General features: G+C 27.5%; 14 protein-coding genes and 1 tRNA gene. 9 read left to right on the forward strand and 6 right to left on the reverse strand.

All coding sequences use genetic code 4. The features are described from left to right. Positions 1–114: 114 nt before the first annotated feature. The 4 genes from rpsB (at position 115) to ACSH4Z_RS00265 (ending at position 4,603) form a co-directional block, all read left to right on the forward strand. Positions 115–1,002 carry a 30S ribosomal protein S2 gene (rpsB, locus tag ACSH4Z_RS00250; protein ID WP_438340630.1) on the forward strand — a complete coding sequence of 296 codons (888 nt, stop codon included), beginning with the start codon at positions 115–117 and terminating at the stop codon, positions 1,000–1,002. Between the two features lie 29 nt (positions 1,003–1,031). Beyond that, positions 1,032–1,910 (forward strand): translation elongation factor Ts, encoded by an 879-nt coding sequence (tsf, locus tag ACSH4Z_RS00255; protein WP_438340631.1) that lies wholly within the window; start codon positions 1,032–1,034, stop codon positions 1,908–1,910. A gap of 187 nt (positions 1,911–2,097) precedes the next feature. Beyond that, positions 2,098–3,711, forward strand: coding sequence for a restriction endonuclease subunit S (locus ACSH4Z_RS00260; RefSeq protein WP_438340632.1), 1,614 nt, complete (start codon positions 2,098–2,100; stop codon positions 3,709–3,711). Next, positions 3,680–4,603 carry a site-specific integrase gene (locus ACSH4Z_RS00265; protein WP_438340633.1) on the forward strand — a complete coding sequence of 308 codons (924 nt, stop codon included), beginning with the start codon at positions 3,680–3,682 and terminating at the stop codon, positions 4,601–4,603. Before ACSH4Z_RS00260 ends, ACSH4Z_RS00265 begins: the two co-directional genes overlap by 32 nt. 42 nt (positions 4,604–4,645) lie before the next feature. Here ACSH4Z_RS00265 and ACSH4Z_RS00270 read toward each other — a convergent pair whose 3' ends face one another. The 4 genes from ACSH4Z_RS00270 to ACSH4Z_RS00285 form a co-directional block, all read right to left on the reverse strand. Continuing rightward, positions 4,646–7,744 (reverse strand): HsdR family type I site-specific deoxyribonuclease, encoded by a 3,099-nt coding sequence (locus ACSH4Z_RS00270; RefSeq protein ID WP_438340634.1) that lies wholly within the window; start codon positions 7,742–7,744, stop codon positions 4,646–4,648. A gap of 7 nt (positions 7,745–7,751) precedes the next feature. Beyond that, positions 7,752–9,446, reverse strand: coding sequence for a restriction endonuclease subunit S (locus tag ACSH4Z_RS00275; RefSeq protein WP_438340635.1), 1,695 nt, complete (start codon positions 9,444–9,446; stop codon positions 7,752–7,754). Beyond that, positions 9,433–12,114: a type I restriction-modification system subunit M gene (locus ACSH4Z_RS00280; protein ID WP_438340636.1), complete on the reverse strand. Its 2,682-nt coding sequence runs from the start codon at positions 12,112–12,114 to the stop codon at positions 9,433–9,435. Before ACSH4Z_RS00280 ends, ACSH4Z_RS00275 begins: the two co-directional genes overlap by 14 nt. A 356-nt stretch (positions 12,115–12,470) precedes the next feature. Next, on the reverse strand, positions 12,471–12,983 hold the full coding sequence (locus ACSH4Z_RS00285) for a dUTP diphosphatase (protein WP_438340637.1): 513 nt from the start codon (positions 12,981–12,983) through the stop codon (positions 12,471–12,473). Positions 12,984–13,108: 125 nt separating this feature from the next. Here ACSH4Z_RS00285 and ACSH4Z_RS00290 point away from each other — a divergent pair. The 5 genes from ACSH4Z_RS00290 (at position 13,109) to ACSH4Z_RS00310 (ending at position 19,421) form a co-directional block, all read left to right on the forward strand. Then, positions 13,109–13,193: transfer RNA gene (locus ACSH4Z_RS00290), tRNA-Leu, on the forward strand. A 112-nt stretch (positions 13,194–13,305) separates the two neighbouring features. Beyond that, the gene (locus tag ACSH4Z_RS00295) at positions 13,306–14,142 is read left to right on the forward strand and encodes a hypothetical protein (RefSeq protein ID WP_438340638.1); all 837 of its coding nucleotides are present in this window, start codon (positions 13,306–13,308) and stop codon (positions 14,140–14,142) included. Positions 14,143–14,335: 193 nt separating this feature from the next. Continuing rightward, positions 14,336–15,514, forward strand: a complete 1,179-nt coding sequence (locus ACSH4Z_RS00300; protein ID WP_438340639.1) for an acetate/propionate family kinase — start codon at positions 14,336–14,338, stop codon at positions 15,512–15,514. Between the two features lie 150 nt (positions 15,515–15,664). Next, positions 15,665–17,533 carry an ABC transporter ATP-binding protein gene (locus ACSH4Z_RS00305; protein WP_438340640.1) on the forward strand — a complete coding sequence of 623 codons (1,869 nt, stop codon included), beginning with the start codon at positions 15,665–15,667 and terminating at the stop codon, positions 17,531–17,533. Then, positions 17,526–19,421 (forward strand): ABC transporter ATP-binding protein, encoded by a 1,896-nt coding sequence (locus ACSH4Z_RS00310; RefSeq protein WP_438340641.1) that lies wholly within the window; start codon positions 17,526–17,528, stop codon positions 19,419–19,421. Before ACSH4Z_RS00305 ends, ACSH4Z_RS00310 begins: the two co-directional genes overlap by 8 nt. A 124-nt stretch (positions 19,422–19,545) precedes the next feature. Here ACSH4Z_RS00310 and ACSH4Z_RS00315 read toward each other — a convergent pair whose 3' ends face one another. Together ACSH4Z_RS00315 and ACSH4Z_RS00320 are read right to left on the reverse strand one after the other, a co-directional pair. Then, positions 19,546–20,262, reverse strand: coding sequence for a pseudouridine synthase (locus ACSH4Z_RS00315; RefSeq protein ID WP_438340642.1), 717 nt, complete (start codon positions 20,260–20,262; stop codon positions 19,546–19,548). Then, positions 20,262–21,569 carry a M20/M25/M40 family metallo-hydrolase gene (locus ACSH4Z_RS00320; protein ID WP_438340643.1) on the reverse strand — a complete coding sequence of 436 codons (1,308 nt, stop codon included), beginning with the start codon at positions 21,567–21,569 and terminating at the stop codon, positions 20,262–20,264. Before ACSH4Z_RS00320 ends, ACSH4Z_RS00315 begins: the two co-directional genes overlap by 1 nt. Positions 21,570–21,585 lie beyond the last annotated feature (16 nt).

A 21,585-nucleotide genomic window follows, 5' to 3' on the forward strand; every position in this document is an offset into this window, starting at 1 on the left:
CAAACACTATTGTGAATTCAATCGCATGTGCCTTTTTTGGTGTTGATTGTTAGAAACAATAGGGAGAAAAAACAAACTTATTTTTATTTATATCTTAAAAAGGAGATTAAAAAAATGACAACAGAACAAAAACAAGTTGAACAAAAGCCAGTTGAACAAAAAACTGCAGTATCTAGCGAACCCGTTATTGTTTCAAGAGAAAAATTATTAGAAGCAGGAACATATTTTGGTCATAGAGTAAGCCGTTGAAATCCAAAGATGAAACAATACATTTATGGAAAAAGATCAGGTATACATATTATCGATATTGCTAAAACTCAAAAAACTTTAGAATATGCATACAAACTATTAAATAAAATGGCTCAAAAACCAATCTCATTTATTTGAGTTGGTACTAAAAAACAAGCTAAATCTGCTATTGAAGCAGCAGCAGCAAGAACTAATTCAGTTTATGTTACTGAACGTTGATTGGGCGGAACTTTAACAAATTCGCAAACAATTTTTAAGAGCGTTAAGGAACTTGACAGATTAGAAGCTTTGCAAAAAAATGGATATCAAGGATATACTAAAAAAGAAGGTCTTCTAAACGATAAGAAGATTGCTAAGTTGCAAAAGAACCTTGGTGGTATTAGAAAACTAGCTAATAAAGCGCAGATGCCACAAGTTATGATTGTTGCTTCACCTGTTGAAGATGAAATTGCTATTAGAGAAGCAAAGAGAAAAGGTTTAAAAGTTTTTGCAATTCATGATACAAATTCAAATCCAGATTTAGTAGATTTTGTTATTCCAGCAAACGATGACTCGGCAAAATCATTAACTTTAATTATTACAATTTTAGCTGATGCTATTGCTTCTGCTAGAGGTGGTTCTCAATTATTTGCTTATAAAACTAATGAGGAAATTGTTTTACCAGAAGATCCTAGAACAAGCGAAATGAGAGAAATGAGAGAAAGAAGATTTAATAAACCAGTAGAATCTTCGAAAACACCTGAGGAAAAATAAATTATCTCAAAGTATAAGAAAGGGTATATATGTCAATCGATTTAAATAAAATTAAAGAATTAAGAGAAAGAACGAATTTAGGATTTTTAGATGTTAAAAAAGCGCTTGAGGCTAATGACAATGATGTTGAAAAATCAATCGACTGATTACAAGAAAGAGGAATTTTAAAGGCTGCTAAAAAAGCTGGAAGAATCGCAGCCGAAGGTATCGTTAGAGCTGTTGTTAAAGATAACGTTGCAGTTATATTTGAACTTAATTCTGAAACAGATTTTGTTTCTAAAAATGAATTATTTATTGAATTAGCAAATAAAATCGGTGAATCATTGTTGGTAAATGATTTTACCAGTGATGAAGAATTACAGGCAATTAAAATTGATGGTGTTTCAATCGAGGATCAAACTAGTTTATTAACAGCAAAAATTGGTGAAAAAATAACATTAAGAAGAGCGCTAAAATATGTTGCTAAGGAAGGCGAAATTGTGGCCGGCTATACTCATGCTAATAATAGAGTGGCAACGATTATTATGGGTAAGGGTATTAATGCTGAAGCATTAAGAAATGTATCGATGCATATTGCTGCTCTTAACCCATCTTATTTAACAGAACAATGTTTGTGTCCAGTTGAGTTAAAGGGTATTCATGATATGTTGGATGCATCACCTGCTCTAGCAAATAAGCCTGAAAAGATTCAACAATCTATTAAGGAAGGTTTACTAAGAAAACAATTAAACGAAAAAGGTGTTTTATTATATCAACCCTTCGTAATGGAAGATACTAAAACTGTTGGACAGTATCTAAATGATTCTCACTTGACTTTAGTTAGTGCTAAGAGATATGAGGTTGGGGAAGGAATAGAAAAGAAAACAGTTGACTTTGCCGCAGAAGTTGCCGAACAAATGGCTAAATAATAATTAAGATTAACTACCAAATTATGTGGTAGTTTTTTTATGCTAATTTAAAACTAGAAAGACAATCTATGATCAATTCTTTGAGTTCTTTTATAAACTTAGGTTTATTATCTTTAGATAAACACATTTTGGAGAACTTTAACACCTTATTTTTTATCTTTAGCATTACGCTTGAGAACAGGAAAGGTTGGGAGAAATAGCAAAAATTACAAATGGAAAAAGTAATTCTAATGACTCGGTAAAAAATGGGGCATATCCTTTTTATATAAGATCAGAAGAAATGCGTAGAAGTAATAAATATTTATATGATGAAGAAGCGATAATAACAATTGGAGAGGGAAATATAGGAAAAGTATTTCATTATGTAAATGGTAAGTTTGATCTACACCAAAGGTGTTATAAGATAAGTAATTTTAATTCAAATATATATGGTAAGTTTTTTTATTATTACTTTTCACAGAATTTTTATAAAAGGGCTATTACGGATAGTTCTAAAGCCACTGTCGATTCTATTAGACTAGAAACAATAACAGGAATGGCGATTAATATTCCTATCTTATTAAAAGAACAAATTAAAATATCAACTATTTTTGATTTTTTTAACACCCTCATCACCCTTCATCAGCGTAAGTTAAATGCCTTAGAAAATATCAAAAAAACCTTATTAGAAAAGATGTTTGCGGATGAAAAATCTGCATTTCCATCAATAAGATTTAAGGAATTTACTAACGCTTGAGAACAGGAAAGGTTGGGGAATTTATGTGAAATTAGTACAGGAAAGTTAAATGCTAATGCTATGGTTGAGTGCGGTAAATATGATTTTTATACTTCAGGAATTGAGAAATTTAAAATAAATTCATATGCATTTAAAGGACCCGCAATAACAGTTGCAGGTAATGGTGCATCTATGGGTTATTTACATTTAGCCGATAATTTTTTTAACGCATATCAAAGGACTTATGTATTAACTAAAATAGGAATTAATAGAGTATTTTTGTATTATTTATTATTTACTTTATTACCTAAAAAAATTAATGATGAAGCTCGCAGGGGAAGTATTCCATATATCGTATATGATATGCTTAGTGATTTAAAAATTGTTCATCCTAACTTTAAAGAAGAAAATAAATTAGGTCACCTTTTTGACAATATAAACTCCCTCATCACCCTTCATCAGCGTAAGTTAAATGCCTTAGAAAATATCAAAAAAACCTTATTAGAAAAGATGTTTGCGGATGAAAAATCTGCATTTCCATCAATAAGATTTAAGGAATTTACTAACGCTTGAGAACAGGAAAAAATAGGAAATATATTTACAATAACTAGAGGTTATGTACTTGGAAAAGAAAAATTATCATTAGAAAAAAATGCTTATTTTAAATACCCAGTTTTCTCATCACAAACTGGAAATAATGGTTTAATGGGGTATTATAATTCATATTTATTTGATAAAGCCATAACTTGAACAACAGATGGAATATATGCTGGAGATGTAAAATATAGAGATGAAAAGTTCTATTGTACTAATGTCTGCGGTGTTTTATTAAATGATAATGGTTTTATAAACTTGTGTAATGCATTATCAATAAACAAGGTTTCTAAAAAGCATGTTACGAAGGTGGGAAATCCTAAATTAATGAATAATGTAATGAAAGAAATTTTATTTAAATATAGCAATAATTTAAGAGAGCAAAAAAGAATTTCATCAATTTTTAACAACATAAACACCCTCATCACCCTTCATCAGCGTGGGCATAATTGGGGGAGAGATGAGAAAAAAATCAGAAATTTTATTTTATAAATATTTTCAAAATTGAATTTTTGTATATAAAAAAGGTTCTATAAGAAACGTTAGTTTTAAAAAATACGAGTTATCATTAGATTGAATAATTAAATTGGTGCCTGAGTTAAGATTGTGCGATATAGATAGAATGGAATACCAAAAAATATTGAATGATTATGCTACTTATCATGAAAAACAAACAACAATGGATTTTCACCACCATTTAAAAAGCGCATTATTAGATGCATTTGATGAAGGTTTAATAGATAATGATCCTACTAGAAAGGTTGTTATAAAGGGTAAACCACCTAAAAAGAAAGCGCAGAAGTTTTTAAGTCAATTTGAGCTTCAATTGCTCCTAAAAACCTTGAAATTAAACGAAAAAATTAATTGTGATTGATTGTTGCTTTTAATAGCGAAAACTGGCTTGCGGTTTTCGGAAGCTATAGCAATCACGCCGGAAGACTTTGATTTTTCAAAACAAACATTGAATATAACTAAGACATGAAATTATAAAGAAAATGGTGGTTTTTTACCTACCAAAAATAAAACTTCGGTTAGAAAAATTCCATTAGATTGAATGACTATTTCACAGTTCTCGAGTCTTGTTAAAGACTTGCCAGGTGATAGACCTATATTTATCCTTAAGAAAAAAATTTATAATTCTACTATTAATGATACACTTAGCAGAAGATGCAAAACAGCAAATGTTCCTATCATAACTATTCACGGTTTAAGACATACTCATGCATCATTATTGTTGTACGCCGGGGTATCGATTGCTTCTGTTGCTAAAAGGCTTGGTCATTCTAGTATGAACACAACTGAGAGAATATATTTGCATATTATTAACGAGTTAGAGAATAAAGATATCGATGTTGTTATGCGTTCAATATCGAGTTTAAACTAAAATATATCAATGCCCACACTAAAAAATAGAACCAAATAGGTTCTATTTTTTTTCCTTGTATTGCTTTATAAGATCAATAATTAGGGGTCTTAGCTTATATTTAGGGCCGTCCGGGGATTTAACAAGCGGTCAAATATAAGCTTCAAAATTATTGTTTTTATTAATGTCTTCTTTAATATCTATATAGCAATTATTTACGAATTCTTCAATTTTTTCTTTTTCGAGTCCATATATCGCTAATTCATCAAGATTTTTTTGTAGTTCTTCTTGTTTTTTTTGTTTTCAAAAGTCATTTAAACTAGGTTTATTATTATCGGGAAGATTACATCATTCCTTAATTCATTCGGGATTTTTAATATAATACTTGCTTAAAACATGAGGTATCGATTTGCAAGTTCTTAATTCTAATTCAAGATTTGTGAAAAAATTTTTATCATAAAGTTCTTGCTTTTTATTGTTTTGAATATCTTTTAGAATTTCAGTATTATAAAATCTAAGCTCATCATCCGAATCATTAAAAGTTGCTAATGAATTAAGATTGGTTAAAATAACATCAATTTCATATATTTTCACATCAATTCTTTCGGATATTTCTTTATCAAAGGACATCAATTTTTCATTTTCTTCTCATTTAAAACTCAATAAGTTTAATGAATTTATTAAGCGTTTAATTTTGCACAAATGATTATAAGCCTTTTTAAGATTTTTAACTTTGTTTATATCATTAGTGTCAAATGATTCAATATTTTCGAATCAGTTAATACCTAATTCTTTGAATAATTTTTCAACTTCTTTATATTCTTCATTTGCATATTTTACTATAGATGATGTATCGGAAACTGTGATTATTGTTAAATCCTCATAAGCATATTTTCTAAATGCATCCTCAACATTTTTCTTCATGTGATATGGAAATTTGTAAAAATGTGCTCTACCAAATTCTTTATGAATATTATATTTTCTATTAGTTCGCGAAACACTTTGGACTAAATTTTGTGATTCTTGTTGTTTATCAAAATATACTGTTTGAATATATTTTGAATCAAAGCCGGTTAACATCTGATTTACTACAATTAACAAGTTTATAGTTTTTGAATCATCATCTTCATCCATATTGATTCTTTTTAGTCTTTGCGAAATGTCTTTTTTGAATAGTTCGTGTTCATCATTTTGGTTAATAATTTTAAAATCGAAGTCTTGTTCGTATTTTTTATATATTTCTTTAAATGCTTCTTCAAGCTTTTCAAGTTTTTGTGGAGACTCATCACTATCTAATGATCTTGTAAATAAAGCGGTGAATTTAAAATTACGTTTTTCATCTTTTATATCAAGATCATTTATATGTTTATTAAATATACGGAAATATTTTATTGCATCTTCAATACTTGAAGTGGCCAAAATTGAAGAAAAATTATATTTAAAACCATTAGATTTCGCCAAATTATATCAATCGTCTAAAATGCTTTCAACTACAAGATTTTTATATAAATCGCTTTCATAAATATAGTTAATTTCATCTTCTAATTCAATTAGTTTATCCAAATTATCTGATTTTTCATTAAATTCTTCTAATTTTTTAGTAACTTCGTATGGAGCATCATTTTTTAAAGAAAGAAGCTCTTGTTTTAATGTTTCATTTTTAATGGAATTTAATTTTTCAGTACAAAATTTTTTATTATGTTCAATATTGCAATTAAATGCTCACTTATATAAATCTTCAAATATATTATATTTACAACTAAATTTTAGAACCTTTTCTTGTACTATAGCATCCCCTAGAGTATAGCTATGTAATTTTTCGCCAAAAATATCATATGTTTTAGGTGTTTCATCAAAAATAGGGGTTCCAGTAAAACCGAAAATTATGGTTTTTTTCTTAAAGGTATTTTTAATTTTGCTCATCATTGAGCCAAATGTACTACGGTGGGCTTCATCAAAGATTAAGACAATTCTTTTTTTATCAAGAATATTTTTATGATCTTCATTTATACGATCTAATTTCTGAATTGAAGTTACAATGATTGGTTGATCTTCGTTTTTTCTTGTCTTATTTTGCAAATCTCTTGTACTAGAAACATCAGTAACCTTTTTATCATGTTTTACAAACTCATTATAGGTTTGATCCACTAATTCAATTCTATCAGCTACAAATATTACTAAATCAGCAAGATTATGCTCAATTATTAATGAACTAGTCTTAAAGCTAGTGAAGGTTTTTCCTGAACCTGTAGCATGTCAAATGAATCCCCCTTTAATAGGTTCATCATTTTCTGCTAAAAAAAGATCCGTTTTTCTAATTTTATCAAGAATTTTCTTAACAGCATAGTATTGGTAACTTCTTAAAATTTTTAGTTCATCGCCGTCCGGAATAGTGTAGTCACAAATTAATTCTAATGACATTGGAATAGATAAAAAGTTTTTAACGACATCAACTCAATTATTAATCTCATTTTTATTAGTCTCATCATACCAATTAATAAATTTTAATTCTCTATTTCTTGGCGAATATTCCATTTTTAGTGGATTCATTGCAACTACTATATGTATGAATTTAAAGATACCATTATAAATGCTTTTTGTTGCTTCATTATAATTTATTAATTGATTTTTTGCATTAATAATACTTTTATCTTTATTTTTTAATTCAATATGAATAAGTGGTATTCCATTTATTAATAAGAAAATATCGCTTCTTTTTTGGTCGTTATTGCTGTTATTGATTCTAACTTGTCTTGCGATTTGAAAATAATTTTTACCACCATCATTATTTAGTTGTTCCTTATGAATTAAGGTTAAAGGGATTATTTTTTGTTCTCTTTTTAATTGCAATCCTTGATTTGGTTTTATAATGTTTCTATTAACTTGAGCAATATTTTGTTGAGATTGTATTTCATTTATTAATAGATCTAATTCTTTTTCAGTGATTGGTTTACCGTCAAGTTTATCCACATTGTTATGGTTTAAGATACGCAATCAATTTAACTTTAAATCATGTTCGCTAACATTATTTAATTCATTATCAATATTTAATTGACCAAAACCTTGATTTTTTCAACCATTATCTAATAAAAGCTTTACAACATTTTCTTCGAATTCGGCTTCATTTTTGAAATTTTCATTATTAAAATTAAGTTTTGACATATTGCTCCTATACAAACATCTTTTCTAATAAGGTTTTTTTGATATTTTCTAAGGCATTTAACTTACGCTGATGAAGGGTGATGAGGGTGTTAAAAAAATCAAAAATAGTTGATATTTTAATTTGTTCTTTTAATAAGATAGGAATATTAATCGCCATTCCTGTTATTGTTTCTAGTCTAATAGAATCGACAGTGGCTTTAGAACTATCCGTAATAGCCCTTTTATAAAAATTCTGTGAAAAGTAATAATAAAAAAACTTACCATATATATTTGAATTAAAATTACTTATCTTATAACACCTTTGGTGTAGATCAAACTTACCATTTACATAATGAAATACTTTTCCTATATTTCCCTCTCCAATTGTTATTATCGCTTCTTCATCATATAAATATTTATTACTTCTACGTATTTCTTCTGATCTTATATAAAAAGGATATGCCCCATTTTTTACCGAGTCATTAGAATTACTTTTTCCATTTGTAATTTTCGCTATTTCTCCCAACCTTTCCTGTTCTCAAGCGTTAGTAAATTCCTTAAATCTTATTGATGGAAAAGCAGATTTTTTTCATCCGCAAACATCTTTTCTAATAAGGTTTTTTTTGATCTTTTCTAAGGCATTTAACTTACGCTGATGAAGGGTGATGAGGGTGTTTATGTTGTTAAAAATGATTGAAATTTTGCTTTGTTCATTTATATTACAAATTTTAATAAATATATTCATTAATGTACTAGCATTGAGTTTAAAACGCTCACCTCCAACTAATAATGAACTTCAATCAACTCTCTTTAATGATAAAGATATAAAAAAATTATTATTTAATTTATTGTTAGTTTTTATAACATGCGCATGGTTATTAACTCATATTTTTTCATTTACGTATAAAATTGAATAGTTATTAACATCATTTGCACCATCCTCAGCAATTAAAATATTTTCTCCGGAATGAGTATAACCCTTCACATAATCTTGTATTCCATTTGCTCCATAATATGGAGTATTCCCTTTTATTCTATTTTTTTCAGAAATTGGAACCCTATAATTGTCAAATCTATCACAAATATTTTCTAGCCTTTCCTGTTCTCAAGCGTTAGTAAATTCCTTAAATCTTATTGATGGAAATGCAGATTTTTCATCCGCAAACATCTTTTCTAATAAGGTTTTTTTGATATTTTCTAAGGCATTTAACTTACGCTGATGAAGGGTGATGAGGGTGTTAAAAAAATCAAAAATAGTTGATATTTTAATTTGTTCTTTTAATAAGATAGGAATATTAATCGCCATTCCTGTTATTGTTTCTAGTCTAATAGAATCGACAGTGGCTTTAGAACTATCCGTAATAGCCCTTTTATAAAAATTCTGTGAAAAGTAATAATAAAAAAACTTACCATATATATTTGAATTAAAATTACTTATCTTATAACACCTTTGGTGTAGATCAAACTTACCATTTACATAATGAAATACTTTTCCTATATTTCCCTCTCCAATTGTTATTATCGCTTCTTCATCATATAAATATTTATTACTTCTACGTATTTCTTCTGATCTTATATAAAAAGGATATGCCCCATTTTTTACCGAGTCATTAGAATTACTTTTTCCATTTGTAATTTTCGCTATTTCTCCCAACCTTTCCTGTTCTCAAGCGTTAGTAAATTCCTTAAATCTTATTGATGGAACCATATTATTTTTGCTCATTTTTATTACCGCCTAGAATTGCGATTAATTCATTAATAGCCTTTTGATCATAATCATCTGCTTTTAAATCTGCAAGGAGTTCGATTAATTCTGATTCTTTTTTACTAATTTCATCGTTTATTTCATTTAATGTGTTTTGGTATTTATTGAATAATATTTCAATTTTATTGATAAATGAGTCAATTATTTTATCAACGAGTTCAACAATATTTTCGCAAATATTATTAGTTCATTTGTAAAACAAGAGATCATAAAATGTATCTTCATCTAATGAATTATATTTTTCAAGAGAATCATGTAATAGTTCGAATTCATTTGATTTTAGCTCGTCTTTTAAATTCTTAAGTTCATTATTTAAATTATGAACATGAAGAAGCTTTTTGGATAATTCGATATTATCTAAGGCATTTTCGTCTTTCTTTAAGATAGCAACTTGTTTTGATAATTCTTTATTATCAAAACCATTTTCTTTAAATACTAATAAATCTTTGTCTTCTTCATCGATTGAATCAAAGGTTTCCTTGATTTCACTTTCTATTAATTCAATGTCATATTTAAGTTTTTCATTTTTATTTAAGCTAGCAGCAAAGAACTTGTTAATGATTGATTCTTTATTTACTAAACGAGCATCCCAATTAACTAAACTACCGTTTTTATTATTTTCGACATTTTTTTCTTGAAAAATAATTTCAGAGATTGGAATATTATCATTTTGATAATTTTGAATTATTTCAATATCCTCCTTAATGATTTCAAATTTTTCTATTGCTATTTGATATATATCGTATTTTTCAATAAAAGCATTATCCTTAATGTTTAATATAAATTTTTCAAAAATGCTTTCAAAGTTATAGACATTAATACCATTGATACTTTGATATGATGGAACATTATTTTTAATAAATTCAATAATTGAAATTGCGATATTCTTATTTTCGTTAATAAATTCTTTTACATAATTATCGTTTTTTATTGTATTTATTAATTCTTCATTTCTTAAATTTAAGAGATTATACCCATCGGATCTTTTTGAAATAAGCTTCTCCTTTAGACCGATAAATTTATTTCAAAAAGAATCTAAAGTTGAAATTTCTTGGTCAGATACACCGCCATACATAGTTGAATATAAATCGTGAATTTCTTCCTTATCATAATTATCAATATATCTTGAAATGTTTAAATTATAATCATTATCTTCAATTTCTTTTAGTGAGACAATTCTTGAAAATCCTTCTTTTTCAATTCGGTTATTAACAACATCGGATATTTTAATAATATGTGATCTATCTAGTTTATTTTTATTTCCATCTTTTGAAAAAAGTTTAGATCCGTCAACAAACATAAAATCGTCGGTTGCTTTATTTTCTTTAAGAATCATAATTATGGTTGCAATACCTGTACCCATAAACATGTTATTAGGAAGACCAATAATAGTATCAATTTTTTGTTTCTTGATTAAAGATTTTCTGATTTCATATTCGGACCCCCCTCTAAATAAAACGCCATGAGGTAAAACGATTGCCATTATTCCGTCTTTGTCTAAGTGATATAAACTATGCAATAAGAAAGCATAATCTGCTTTTGATTTTGGCGCTATACCATAAGATTGAAATCTTGGATCATTCACCTTATTTTCGGGTTTTCAAAGGTGTGAATAAGGTGGGTTAGCTACAATAGCTTTGACTTTTTTGTCACCATTACTTTCTGTTGGCCAGTCATCTTCCAACGTGTCAGCTTCTCTAATATTTATTAATTGTGGTGGAATATTATGCATAATTAAGTTCATACTTAATGTTTTGAATGAAGTTGGTAGAATTTCTTGGGCAATATATTTAATTCTAATATCATGATGCAATTCATTCATATGTTTTTGGAATTTTTCAGCAACTCTAATTAATAAGGAACCAGATCCGGCGGTAGGGTCATAAATTCTAATGAGATCATTTTTATTATATGTAAACTTGCTTAGATGAAATGAAATAATATCGGACATTAAAATTCCTGCTTCAAGTGGAGTATAAAACTCACCAGCTTTTTTACCAGCTGTTGATGCAAATTCGCCAATTAAATATTGATAAATAAAACCTAAAACATCGTAATCTTGTTTTTTGATTGGAATTTCATCAATAATTCTAATTATCTTTTTGATACTATCTTCATTTTTCACCTTTTGAATTGAAAGATAAAACTCATCAAAGATGTTTTTGTATAATGAATTAGGTTCATTAATAACTTCGATTTCACTATTAAAATGATTGATAGACTCAATAATATAGTTTCTATCAAATTTGTTGCGAAATTCCTTTTTATTCCATGAAGAAAATAAGTATTCATATGGTATATAGTATCCTAAATTGTTTTTTAAACTGTCAACTATTTCGTCAGGATTATTGCCTTTGGTAAGGTCCTCAATATATAAACATGATTCATTATCGTTGTCTTTCTTTTCACTTTTTTGAGCTAGTTGATAATCACCGTTTTTATCTATTAGTGTTTCAGTTTGTTTCGAAGATAGGAATTTATAAAATATTAGACCTAAAATAATTTTGTCATATTCTGTTACATCTAATTGAGATCTTAGTTCATTAGCAGCAGACCAAATTTTATTAGCAAGCTTTTGCTTGCTCATTTTAATAAAGTCTTGATTATTTTCAATATTTTTTGACATATACAGCTCCTTAAAAATAAGAATAAAATTTATACATTAAATTATAGCCTTATTTATTAATTTGCCTTCCTCTAAGGTTGAAAAAAGATTAATACTAATTAACTAATTAATTAAATACAGAAGTTAAAGAACTTTTTTGTTGCATGTCTAAGTTAGCTTAATATAATTTAGCCTAAATTTTAGGAATATTTAAATATTGTTTTTGTGATTCAAAAATAAATGAATTAATTAAGTTAGAATCATTTTATAAATTTATATTTAGGTTAACAATGTAATGTAATTTGAGTATTTTTTGTAAAAAAAATATGGCTAGTTATGTAAAACTAACTATATTTTTTAATTGTCACTTTCCTTTATTAATATCTATTTTTGATTCTTTGATAATTCTTTTTATTTTTAGCAAGATATGAATTAACAATATCCTCTTCTTGAATATCAACCAATAAGCCTAAACCTAAATAAGCCTCGTATGCCTTTAAGACCTTATTTTTGTCTTTGGTATTTAAAAGTTCGGTAAAAAGTTTGTATGTATATGCCAATTGAAGTGTAAAATTTTTGTGCTTAATGTAGGGTTTGATAATTGGGCTTATACCTTTTGGATATGCAATACTAGTTATAAAATGAATTCCATCAGCAAACTCCTCTAGCATCTTTTCGCGATCTATAACTTTATTTTTTTTTCAATATTTGAAGGCCTTAACTTCGTTGGCAAATTCTCCCAATTCAACTAATAGAGCAATAACAATTTTTGTATCAAAAAAACGAAAATCCTTTTTTGAAATGGTTTCAGAAAAAGCCTTATCCAGGTCAATTTGCAACATAAAAATTTCTTTTAAATCCATAGCAATAATTATTATATTACCAATCATAAAAATAAAAACTTTTTATTTGTCAATTAGTTAATTTTGCATTTTAAAATTAAAAAGAAATAATTATGATTTTTTATTTTTAACATTATTTTAAAAATATAATTTATAATTATTAATGCTTTTATGCTCCAGTGGCGGAATGGCAGACGCAGTTGACTCAAAATCAACCGGTTAAGAGCCGTGCTGGTTCAAGTCCAGTCTGGAGCACCATATAAATAATTTACCTTTCACAAATGTAGATACAGAATACTTATAATACAAATATAAGTATTTTTTTATTATAATTTATCTTAATAAATAATAAAATACCAAAGGTGGTTTAATGAATAACAGAAAACAAGAATTAAGAAAGTTAAAACGGCTTGATTTACATTCAAGTTGATATTCGATATTAACCATTGCTGTCATTATCATTGTATGAGCCTTAATTATTTATATGGTTACCATATTTGAAAATAAATATTCAAGTGATAGCACTTTTAAAATATTTAACGATATTACTGTCAGCATTATTGCTGGTTTAATTTCGGGAATATTATCAATATTGCTAGCTTTTATTTTTCTTGATTTAATTAAAAGAGCTAAGATAAAGGATTATTATTCATATTACTGTTATCTAAAGTCAATGGCTAATAAATCAAAATTTGTTTTTTTAAAGGACCCTAGAATTCCCTTTGCCTTGTATTCCAAGAAAGAACAAGAATTGACTAAAAATGATATTATTTTGATTACTGCTGAGATATTGGGATATTCACATGAATCGCCTCATTTTAAGAATTTGGAAAAAGAAATAGAAACAGACTTTGCTATGCATTCATTTATGACTCCTGACTTTATAAAGCAAAAAAAGATTGCAATTTTGAGAATACTTATGTTTGATATTTTGATTCCATTGGCTATAATGAGTATTTTGATTGCTTCTGTTATTATCTTTTATAATAGACATCATGAAGAAAAAAATATCCCATTATCAGCAATATCAAGAATGCTAATTATAATTATTTCTAATGTTTTTTCGCTAGCTATTTCTACAACTATATATGAATTTTATATTTTAAAACAAGTCAAAAATTATCAAACCTTTAATGATTTTTATCTGCTATCGTTTAATAATTTTGGGTATAAATTCTTAAATTCATCGATTGTTAGAAATTATTAAATAATCATATATTTTACAAATTGTTATTAAAAAAAGTTTAACTAGCTTTTCGGTTAGTTAAACTTTTTTAAGCTTCTGAAATCTATACTTAAAATCTTTAAAAAAATAATTAGAGCTAAATAATTATAAATAATATAGTTTTATATCTAGTCTTTATAATATAATTTAAAAAACATATTTAGGAGTATATTTTATGAAAAAAATATTAGTTATAAATGCAGGATCTAGTTCTATTAAATGAACATTGTTTAATGAGAAATTGGTTGTTGAGGCTAAGGGAATTGCTCAACGCATTAAGTTGAGACAAGGTATTCTTACATTGAAATATAAGGAAATTAATAAAGATTTTGAAATACCTCTTCCTACGTTTTTAGAAGCTGTCAAACAATTGGTAAAACAGTGAAAAGAATTCAATATCATAAAAGATTTTAATGATATTGAAAAAGTTGCATTTCGTATTGTGAATGGTGGTCCAAAATTGCAAAAAACAACCCTTATCGATGAAGAGAAAATCGAAATTTTAAAGCAATCAATAGATTTGGCACCAGTTCACAACCCTGGCGCAATTGAAGCAATTGAAGCATTCAAAGCTTTATTACCTTCTGCAAAAATGTCAATGCATTTTGATACTACATTTCATCAAACCATGCCTAGGATCTCGTATTCATATCCTATAAATAAGGATTTAGCAAAGGAATTAAATATTAGAAAGTATGGATTTCATGGATTAAATCATAATTATATTACTTTAAAGTGCCAAGAAATTTTAAATAAAAAAGACGTTAACATAGTTAGTTTACATATCGGAAATGGTGCAAGTTTATGTGCTGTGCAAAATAGTCAGTCAATTGATACGAGTATGGGTTTTACACCGCTCGCTGGTATTATGATGGGGACTAGATCAGGGGATTTTGATCCATCGATTATTCCATTCATTCTAAAGCACAAGGATATTAGTGTTGAAGAACTATTTAAATTATTCAATGAGCAGTCTGGTATGTTGGGCGTTTCTGGTATTTCATCTGATCTAAGGGATATTCAAAAGGCCAAGGTAACTAATTCAGATGCGCAATTTGCTCTTGATTTATATACCCAAAGAATTGCCGATTATTTAATTACCTATTTAAATAGAATTACAGAAAAAGTTGATGCTATAGTATTTACTGCAGGCGTTGGCGAAAACGACGACTATATAAGAAGTGAAGTTATAAATAAAATAAATATTGTTAATCTTTCACTAGATAATAAGAAGAATCAATGCCGAGAATTTAGTGATTATAAGATTATTTCTGATGCATCAAGCGCTATTCCTATTTATGTAATTCGTGCCGAGGAAGAACAATTCATTGCAAATGAAGCAATAAATTTATAGTTTGTTTTAAAGTAGCCTTATAAAGCTACTTTTTTTCTAGGTATTGCAATGATTTTGAAACAATAAGCAATCATGATTAATTAATATATAATTAATAAAGATATTAAATTTTAATTAAAGGAGTTAATGTTGCTTCGATTATTTAGATACATGGACCATAAGTATAAAATTTTATCAATTATAACCATTTTGCTAACATTACTTCAAGTTATCTGCTTTTTATTTGTGCCGATTTTCATTGGAAATTTATCCAATTTAATCGCACAAAATTCATTTTTACAATTGCATAAAGATCAAACAAGTATATTAGATTATTCTAAAATCAATATTCTTAGATTGTTTACAATTGAAGGAACACTCTCTTATTCTATAAAGTGGTTTACCTCATATTTTGCTCTTGTGTTATTAATTGGAACAATAGTAACCTTATTAGGGTCTATGCTTGCTTCATATATTTCGACAGGTGCTGCAAAACATATTCGAAAGTCGTTATGACAGCATTTAACAATTCTTTCGGAAAAAGATATTGAGTTTTTTAGTCATTCAAAAATTTTAACAAGATTTACTATCGATATATCTAGGATACAAATTGGAATTTCCTCTGGTTTAAGATTAAGCATTATCGGCCCTTGCAATTTAATTTTTGGGTTAGTTTTTGCTTTGCTAACTGATCTGAATCTTTCAATTACATTAGGTGCTTTTGTTCCTGCATTATTTGTTATTATGGCATTAGCAGGAATGTCTTCTATGAGATTATTTCCAAAGGAACAAAAAGCATATGATGAAATTAATAATGAAGCAAGAGAAAGTATTTTAGGTGTAAGAGTTATTAAATCATATAATCTTGAAAATGTTCAATTAGATAAGTTTCAAAATAGTAATAAAAACTGGTCGAACGTAGCTAAAAAATCTTGAATTATTTATCATATTACTTTTTCATTTATTAATTTGTTTGCAAATATTGTGACTTCATGTATATTATTAGCCACTGGCTTTATTATTAGATCAAGAATTAACCAAGGTTCTTATGGTGTGATAACTGATCTGAAAGTTTTTAAGGATTTTAGCGATGTATTATCCTTATATAAAACAAAGATATCTAATGCTACAACATTTATAAATTATGTAATGTTTATTACTATTGGGGTAGTTATGTCTTCATTTGCAGTCTTTTTAATTTCTCGTGGAAATGTTTCATCAAAAAGAGTTATTGAAATCTTAAAAAAAGAAGCAGATATAGATTTTATAAAATCTAATAAAGTTATTACTAAAGGTGAAATTGAATTAAAAAATGTTTCATTTAAGTATCATGAAGAATCCGAAAATTTTGTTATAAAAGATATTAATTTAAAAATAAATCCAGGTGAAAAAATTGGAATAATAGGGCCGACCGGATCAGGCAAGACAACGCTTGCTAGATTACTTAGCCATGAATTTAAAACTATCCACGGAAGCATTAGCATTGATGGCAATGATATTAATGAAATTGATACAGCTTCTTTACGAAAAAATATTTCGTTTGTTTATCAAAAACCAATTTTGCTTTCTGGAACTATTAAGTCTAATTTATTAATGGCAAATAACAAAGCTACACAAGAAGATTTAGAATATTTTGCAAAATTAGCATTTGCTTATGATTTTATAAATGCATACAATGATGGATTTGAGCATGAGGTTCTTAAAAATGGATCAAATTTGTCAGGAGGACAAAAACAGAGAATTTCAATAGCTCAAGGCCTTTTAAAGCAACCAAAGATTTTGATATTAGATGATGCAACATCTGCTCTTGATACTAAAACTGAGAAAATGGTTAAGGATAATATTGATATGCATTTTTCTTCAAGAAAAATTGTAACTATTATTATTACACAAAAAATATCATCAATTATTGATGCTGACCGAATACTGGTAATGGAAAATGGTTTGATAAGCGATATCGGGACACATAAAGAGTTATTAAAAACTTCGAAGCTATACCTAGAAATAGCAAAAACGCAGTTAGGAGGTTTAGATGTATAATTTGGATCCTCTTAAGGTGGATGATAAGCAACAAAGTTTAACAAAAACCCAAAAAAAGAATATTCAAAAGCAAAGAAGAAAAATAAAAAGAGGCGCCTTCAAAAGATTAATTTGGTATTTGAATTATAGAAAAGGGAATCTTTTTTGGATAATTGTCTTTTCAGTTTTTTCGGCCTTATGTTTAACTACCGGTACTTTCTTTTTAGGATATTTTATTGATAATTTTTTATCTGCTTCATTTCTTGTTGGCGAAATAAAATCTTTAGTACCAGAATATGTTGATAATTTTAATATTTCAAGCTTTGTGTGACATTTTGTTTTACTTATATTAATATTTGTTTTTCAGCAAATTTTTTCGTTAATTTCAAATGTTTTATCAGTTAGAGCCTCAATTTTGTCATGTTTAATTATGCGAGAAGATGCTTATAAGGCAATTATGAAAATGCCTGTTTCATTTTTTGACTCAGTTAAGACTGGCGAATTAATGTCTATATTAACTAGTGATATTGATAATATAAATAATGGTATGACTGGAAGCCTTAATACTATTATTATAACTTTTACAACAATCATTTCATCCTTTGGATTTATGTTTTACTATTCTGCTTATTTAACTCTTATTACTTTATTTTTAATGCCTTTAATGCTTTGCTTTGTTTTTATTGTTTTAAAGAAGGCTAATCCACAATTTAGGAAGCAACAATCATGTGTTGCTTCATTAAATGGGTTCATTGAAGAAAACCTTGCTGCACATCATTTAATTAGATCACTTGATTTTACTAAACAAATTGAAGACGAGTTTATTATTAGAAATAATAAATTATATAGTTCATCTCTTAAGGCTAATCTGTATATTGGTTTAATGTGACCTCTTGGCAATGCCGTTATTAATATATTGCAATTAATTATTGTTGTAATCGCTTCTGCATTTACGGTTGCAAATATTGGTACAGGCTCTAATTCTAATTTTACGCCCGGGGTTATTATTACATTTGTTTTATACATAAGAGTTATGGCTAATAGTATTGTTCGTGTTTTTGAGAATCTTTCGTCTATTCAAATGGCGCTAGTTTCAGCAGTTAGAGTAATGAATTTGGCTACATTCAAACCACTTGTTGATGAAACCAAATTAAGGTCAATTAATTATACAAAGGGAAATGTTTCATTTATGAATGTTGATTTTTCCTATACAAATGATGTTAATAATCTTCAATTAAAAAATGCTTCATTTATGGCAAAAAAAGGCCAAGTATTTGCTATTGTTGGCCCTACTGGTGCTGGTAAAACTACGATTATAAATCTTTTAAGTAAGTTTTATTTACCGCTATCTGGTAACATTGAAATTGATGGAAATAATTCGCGCGATATTAAAGAACAAAGTTGAAGACAACAAATATCGATTGTTTTGCAAGATACATTTTTATTTAAAACCACAATTATGCAAAATCTTCGTTATGCTAATCCAAATGCTACTGATGATGAAATAAAGGAAGCTGCAAAAATTTCGCACGCAGATGAGTTTATAATGCGATTAGGAAATGGATATGAAGAAATTATTGAAGAAGGTGGTGCTAATTTATCGCAAGGTGAAAGACAATTAATTGCTATAACGCGAGCAATCATTGCTAATCGAAATATTTTAATTCTTGATGAGGCAACTTCTAATATTGATACGAGAACTGAAAAAATAATTCAAAAAGCAATGATGAAATTAATGAAGGGAAAAACTTCGTTTATTATTGCTCATAGACTTTCGACTATTTTGAGCGCAGATAAAATTTTGGTTGTTAATAATGGCAAAATTGTTGAATCTGGTACCCATAAGGAATTATTAGCTAAAAAAGGTTTATATGAAAAAATGTATAATTCATCATTTAGGGAAGACTAGCACCTATTTGTTTGCTAACTAATAAAGCCATTTTTTCATGGAGCTAAATTAAAAAAACTGGTTTAAATCCAGATTTTTTTGTTAAAGCAATAATCTTTGTTATATCTTTTAAAAAAACCTAATTTTACTTTTTAAAAGTTTTACAATTCTCTAAAATTTTGTTAATTTCATCTTGACATATTTCTTTGATTTCGCCCAGATTCAAATTATTATCTAATTTTAGTGTGCCTATTGATACTCTTTTTAGGTAGGTTATTTTATAACCAAAAAAATTTAGCATTTCCTTAACTTGATGAAATTTACCTTCATAAATAGTTATATAGGCAGATTTAGAGTCTATAAAGATAAACTCATATCTTTCTACATGATAATTATTTGCAATGATAATTGGTTTGGGATAGTGATTTTTTATTTTGTCATCAAAAGGTTTATTAGTCTGGAAATAATACGTTTTAGGTATTTCGAATTTTGAGTTCATAATTTGATGGCCTAAAAAACCATCATTACTTATTATTAATAATCCCTCTGTGTCTTTGTCAAGTCTACCATATGAAAAAAATTTATTGGGATCAAGGTCAATAATTTCGAAAATTGTTTTACTTTTTTTATCAAAATTTGCCGTTATGTATCCTGATGGTTTGTTGAAAACAAAATATTGTTTTTCTTTATATTCAACTAGCTTACCATCAATCATAATTGTATCATTATTAATATCAACACAAATTGGCTTAAGGATTGATTTATTATTTATTAGAACCCTTTTAGCTTTTATTATTTTTTTGCATTCATTTCTTGAAATGTTAAGATATCAAGAAATGATTTTTTCTATTCTTATTTTCATTATATTTCATCTTGTATTCTATTTAGAGCATTAATGTAAATTTCGAGCGATTTTTTTATTTCTTTGAATGTGAAGCATTCGTTTGGTCCATGCATTAAATGCATATATTTTGTTGAACCAAAAGCTACGCAATTATTAACTATACGTGCGTAGGTCCCTCCACCAATTGCTAATGGTAGCTCTTTGGTATTTATTGCTTCATTATATGTTTGCATTAGTAATTTTATTAATTTGCTCTCGGGTGACATAAACATAGAATTTTTAGTTCCAACTACTTCAAAATGTACATCCGAAAAATTGCATGAAAGGTATTTTTTTATAGAATTTGTAACCTCTTCAACAGAATGGGTTGCCGGGACTCGCAAATCAAAAGTTATGATATGTTTGTCAGAGGTTGTTTTGATAATACCAAGATTAGCACTAAGGCTACCCGAGAAATCATCATAGTCTGGAAAAATATTTTTTAATCTAAAATCACGAGTTTCTAAATTTTCACTAATAAATTTTATTAGATTATATCTTAACAATTGGGGATCTTTTTCTTTTAGTTCTAGGATTGATTTGATAATAGCATTATCACCTTTTTCTGGCGTTGAACCATGACCACCCTTCCCTAATACACTGTGTAGCTTTCCGTTGTATATATATTCAGTTTTGTCTGGTATTTGATTTACAACATTTCCGGCATTTATTTCAAGATTGTCAATTTTATTAAAAATAAAACTAACTTGATATATAAGTTTTTCTGCAAAAATAAGTGGCCATTCTCCGTCAGGAGTATATGAAACATATGGATGTCCAAAGTCTGCAAGATAAAATTTCATTGATTTCATAGTTGTCTCTTCGGAAATCCCAAAGATAATTCGAATAGACCATTCATCATTTACCAGACCATTGTCTTTGAGATATTTCATTGCATACATGTTAATGATTGCAGGACCCTTGTCATCAAGACTACCTCTACAAATTATTTCATTATCAGTGATTACTGGAACAAAGGCGCTAGTTTTTCATTGCTTTTCATCGCCAGCAGGAACAACATCTAAGTGAGCTAAAATACCTAGAATTTTTGCCCCATTACCAATTTGTGCATATCCATATCGATTGTGGGGATCTTTATATGTTTCAAAGCCAAAAGAATCAGCTAATTTTAGGGCATAGTTTAAAGCATTATCAGCGTTTATACCAAATGGATATTTTCCTTCTTGCTCTATACTGATGGAAGGGATTTCGCATAAGTTTGCAATGTTTTTGATCATTTTATCAAACGCTTCTTTTTCTTGCTTAAATTGAATATATTTTTTCATTTTAAATCCTTAAAAT

The organism is Mycoplasma sp. 125 (assembly GCF_051549845.1).
Lineage (GTDB): Bacteria > Bacillota_I > Bacilli_A > Mycoplasmatales > Metamycoplasmataceae > Metamycoplasma.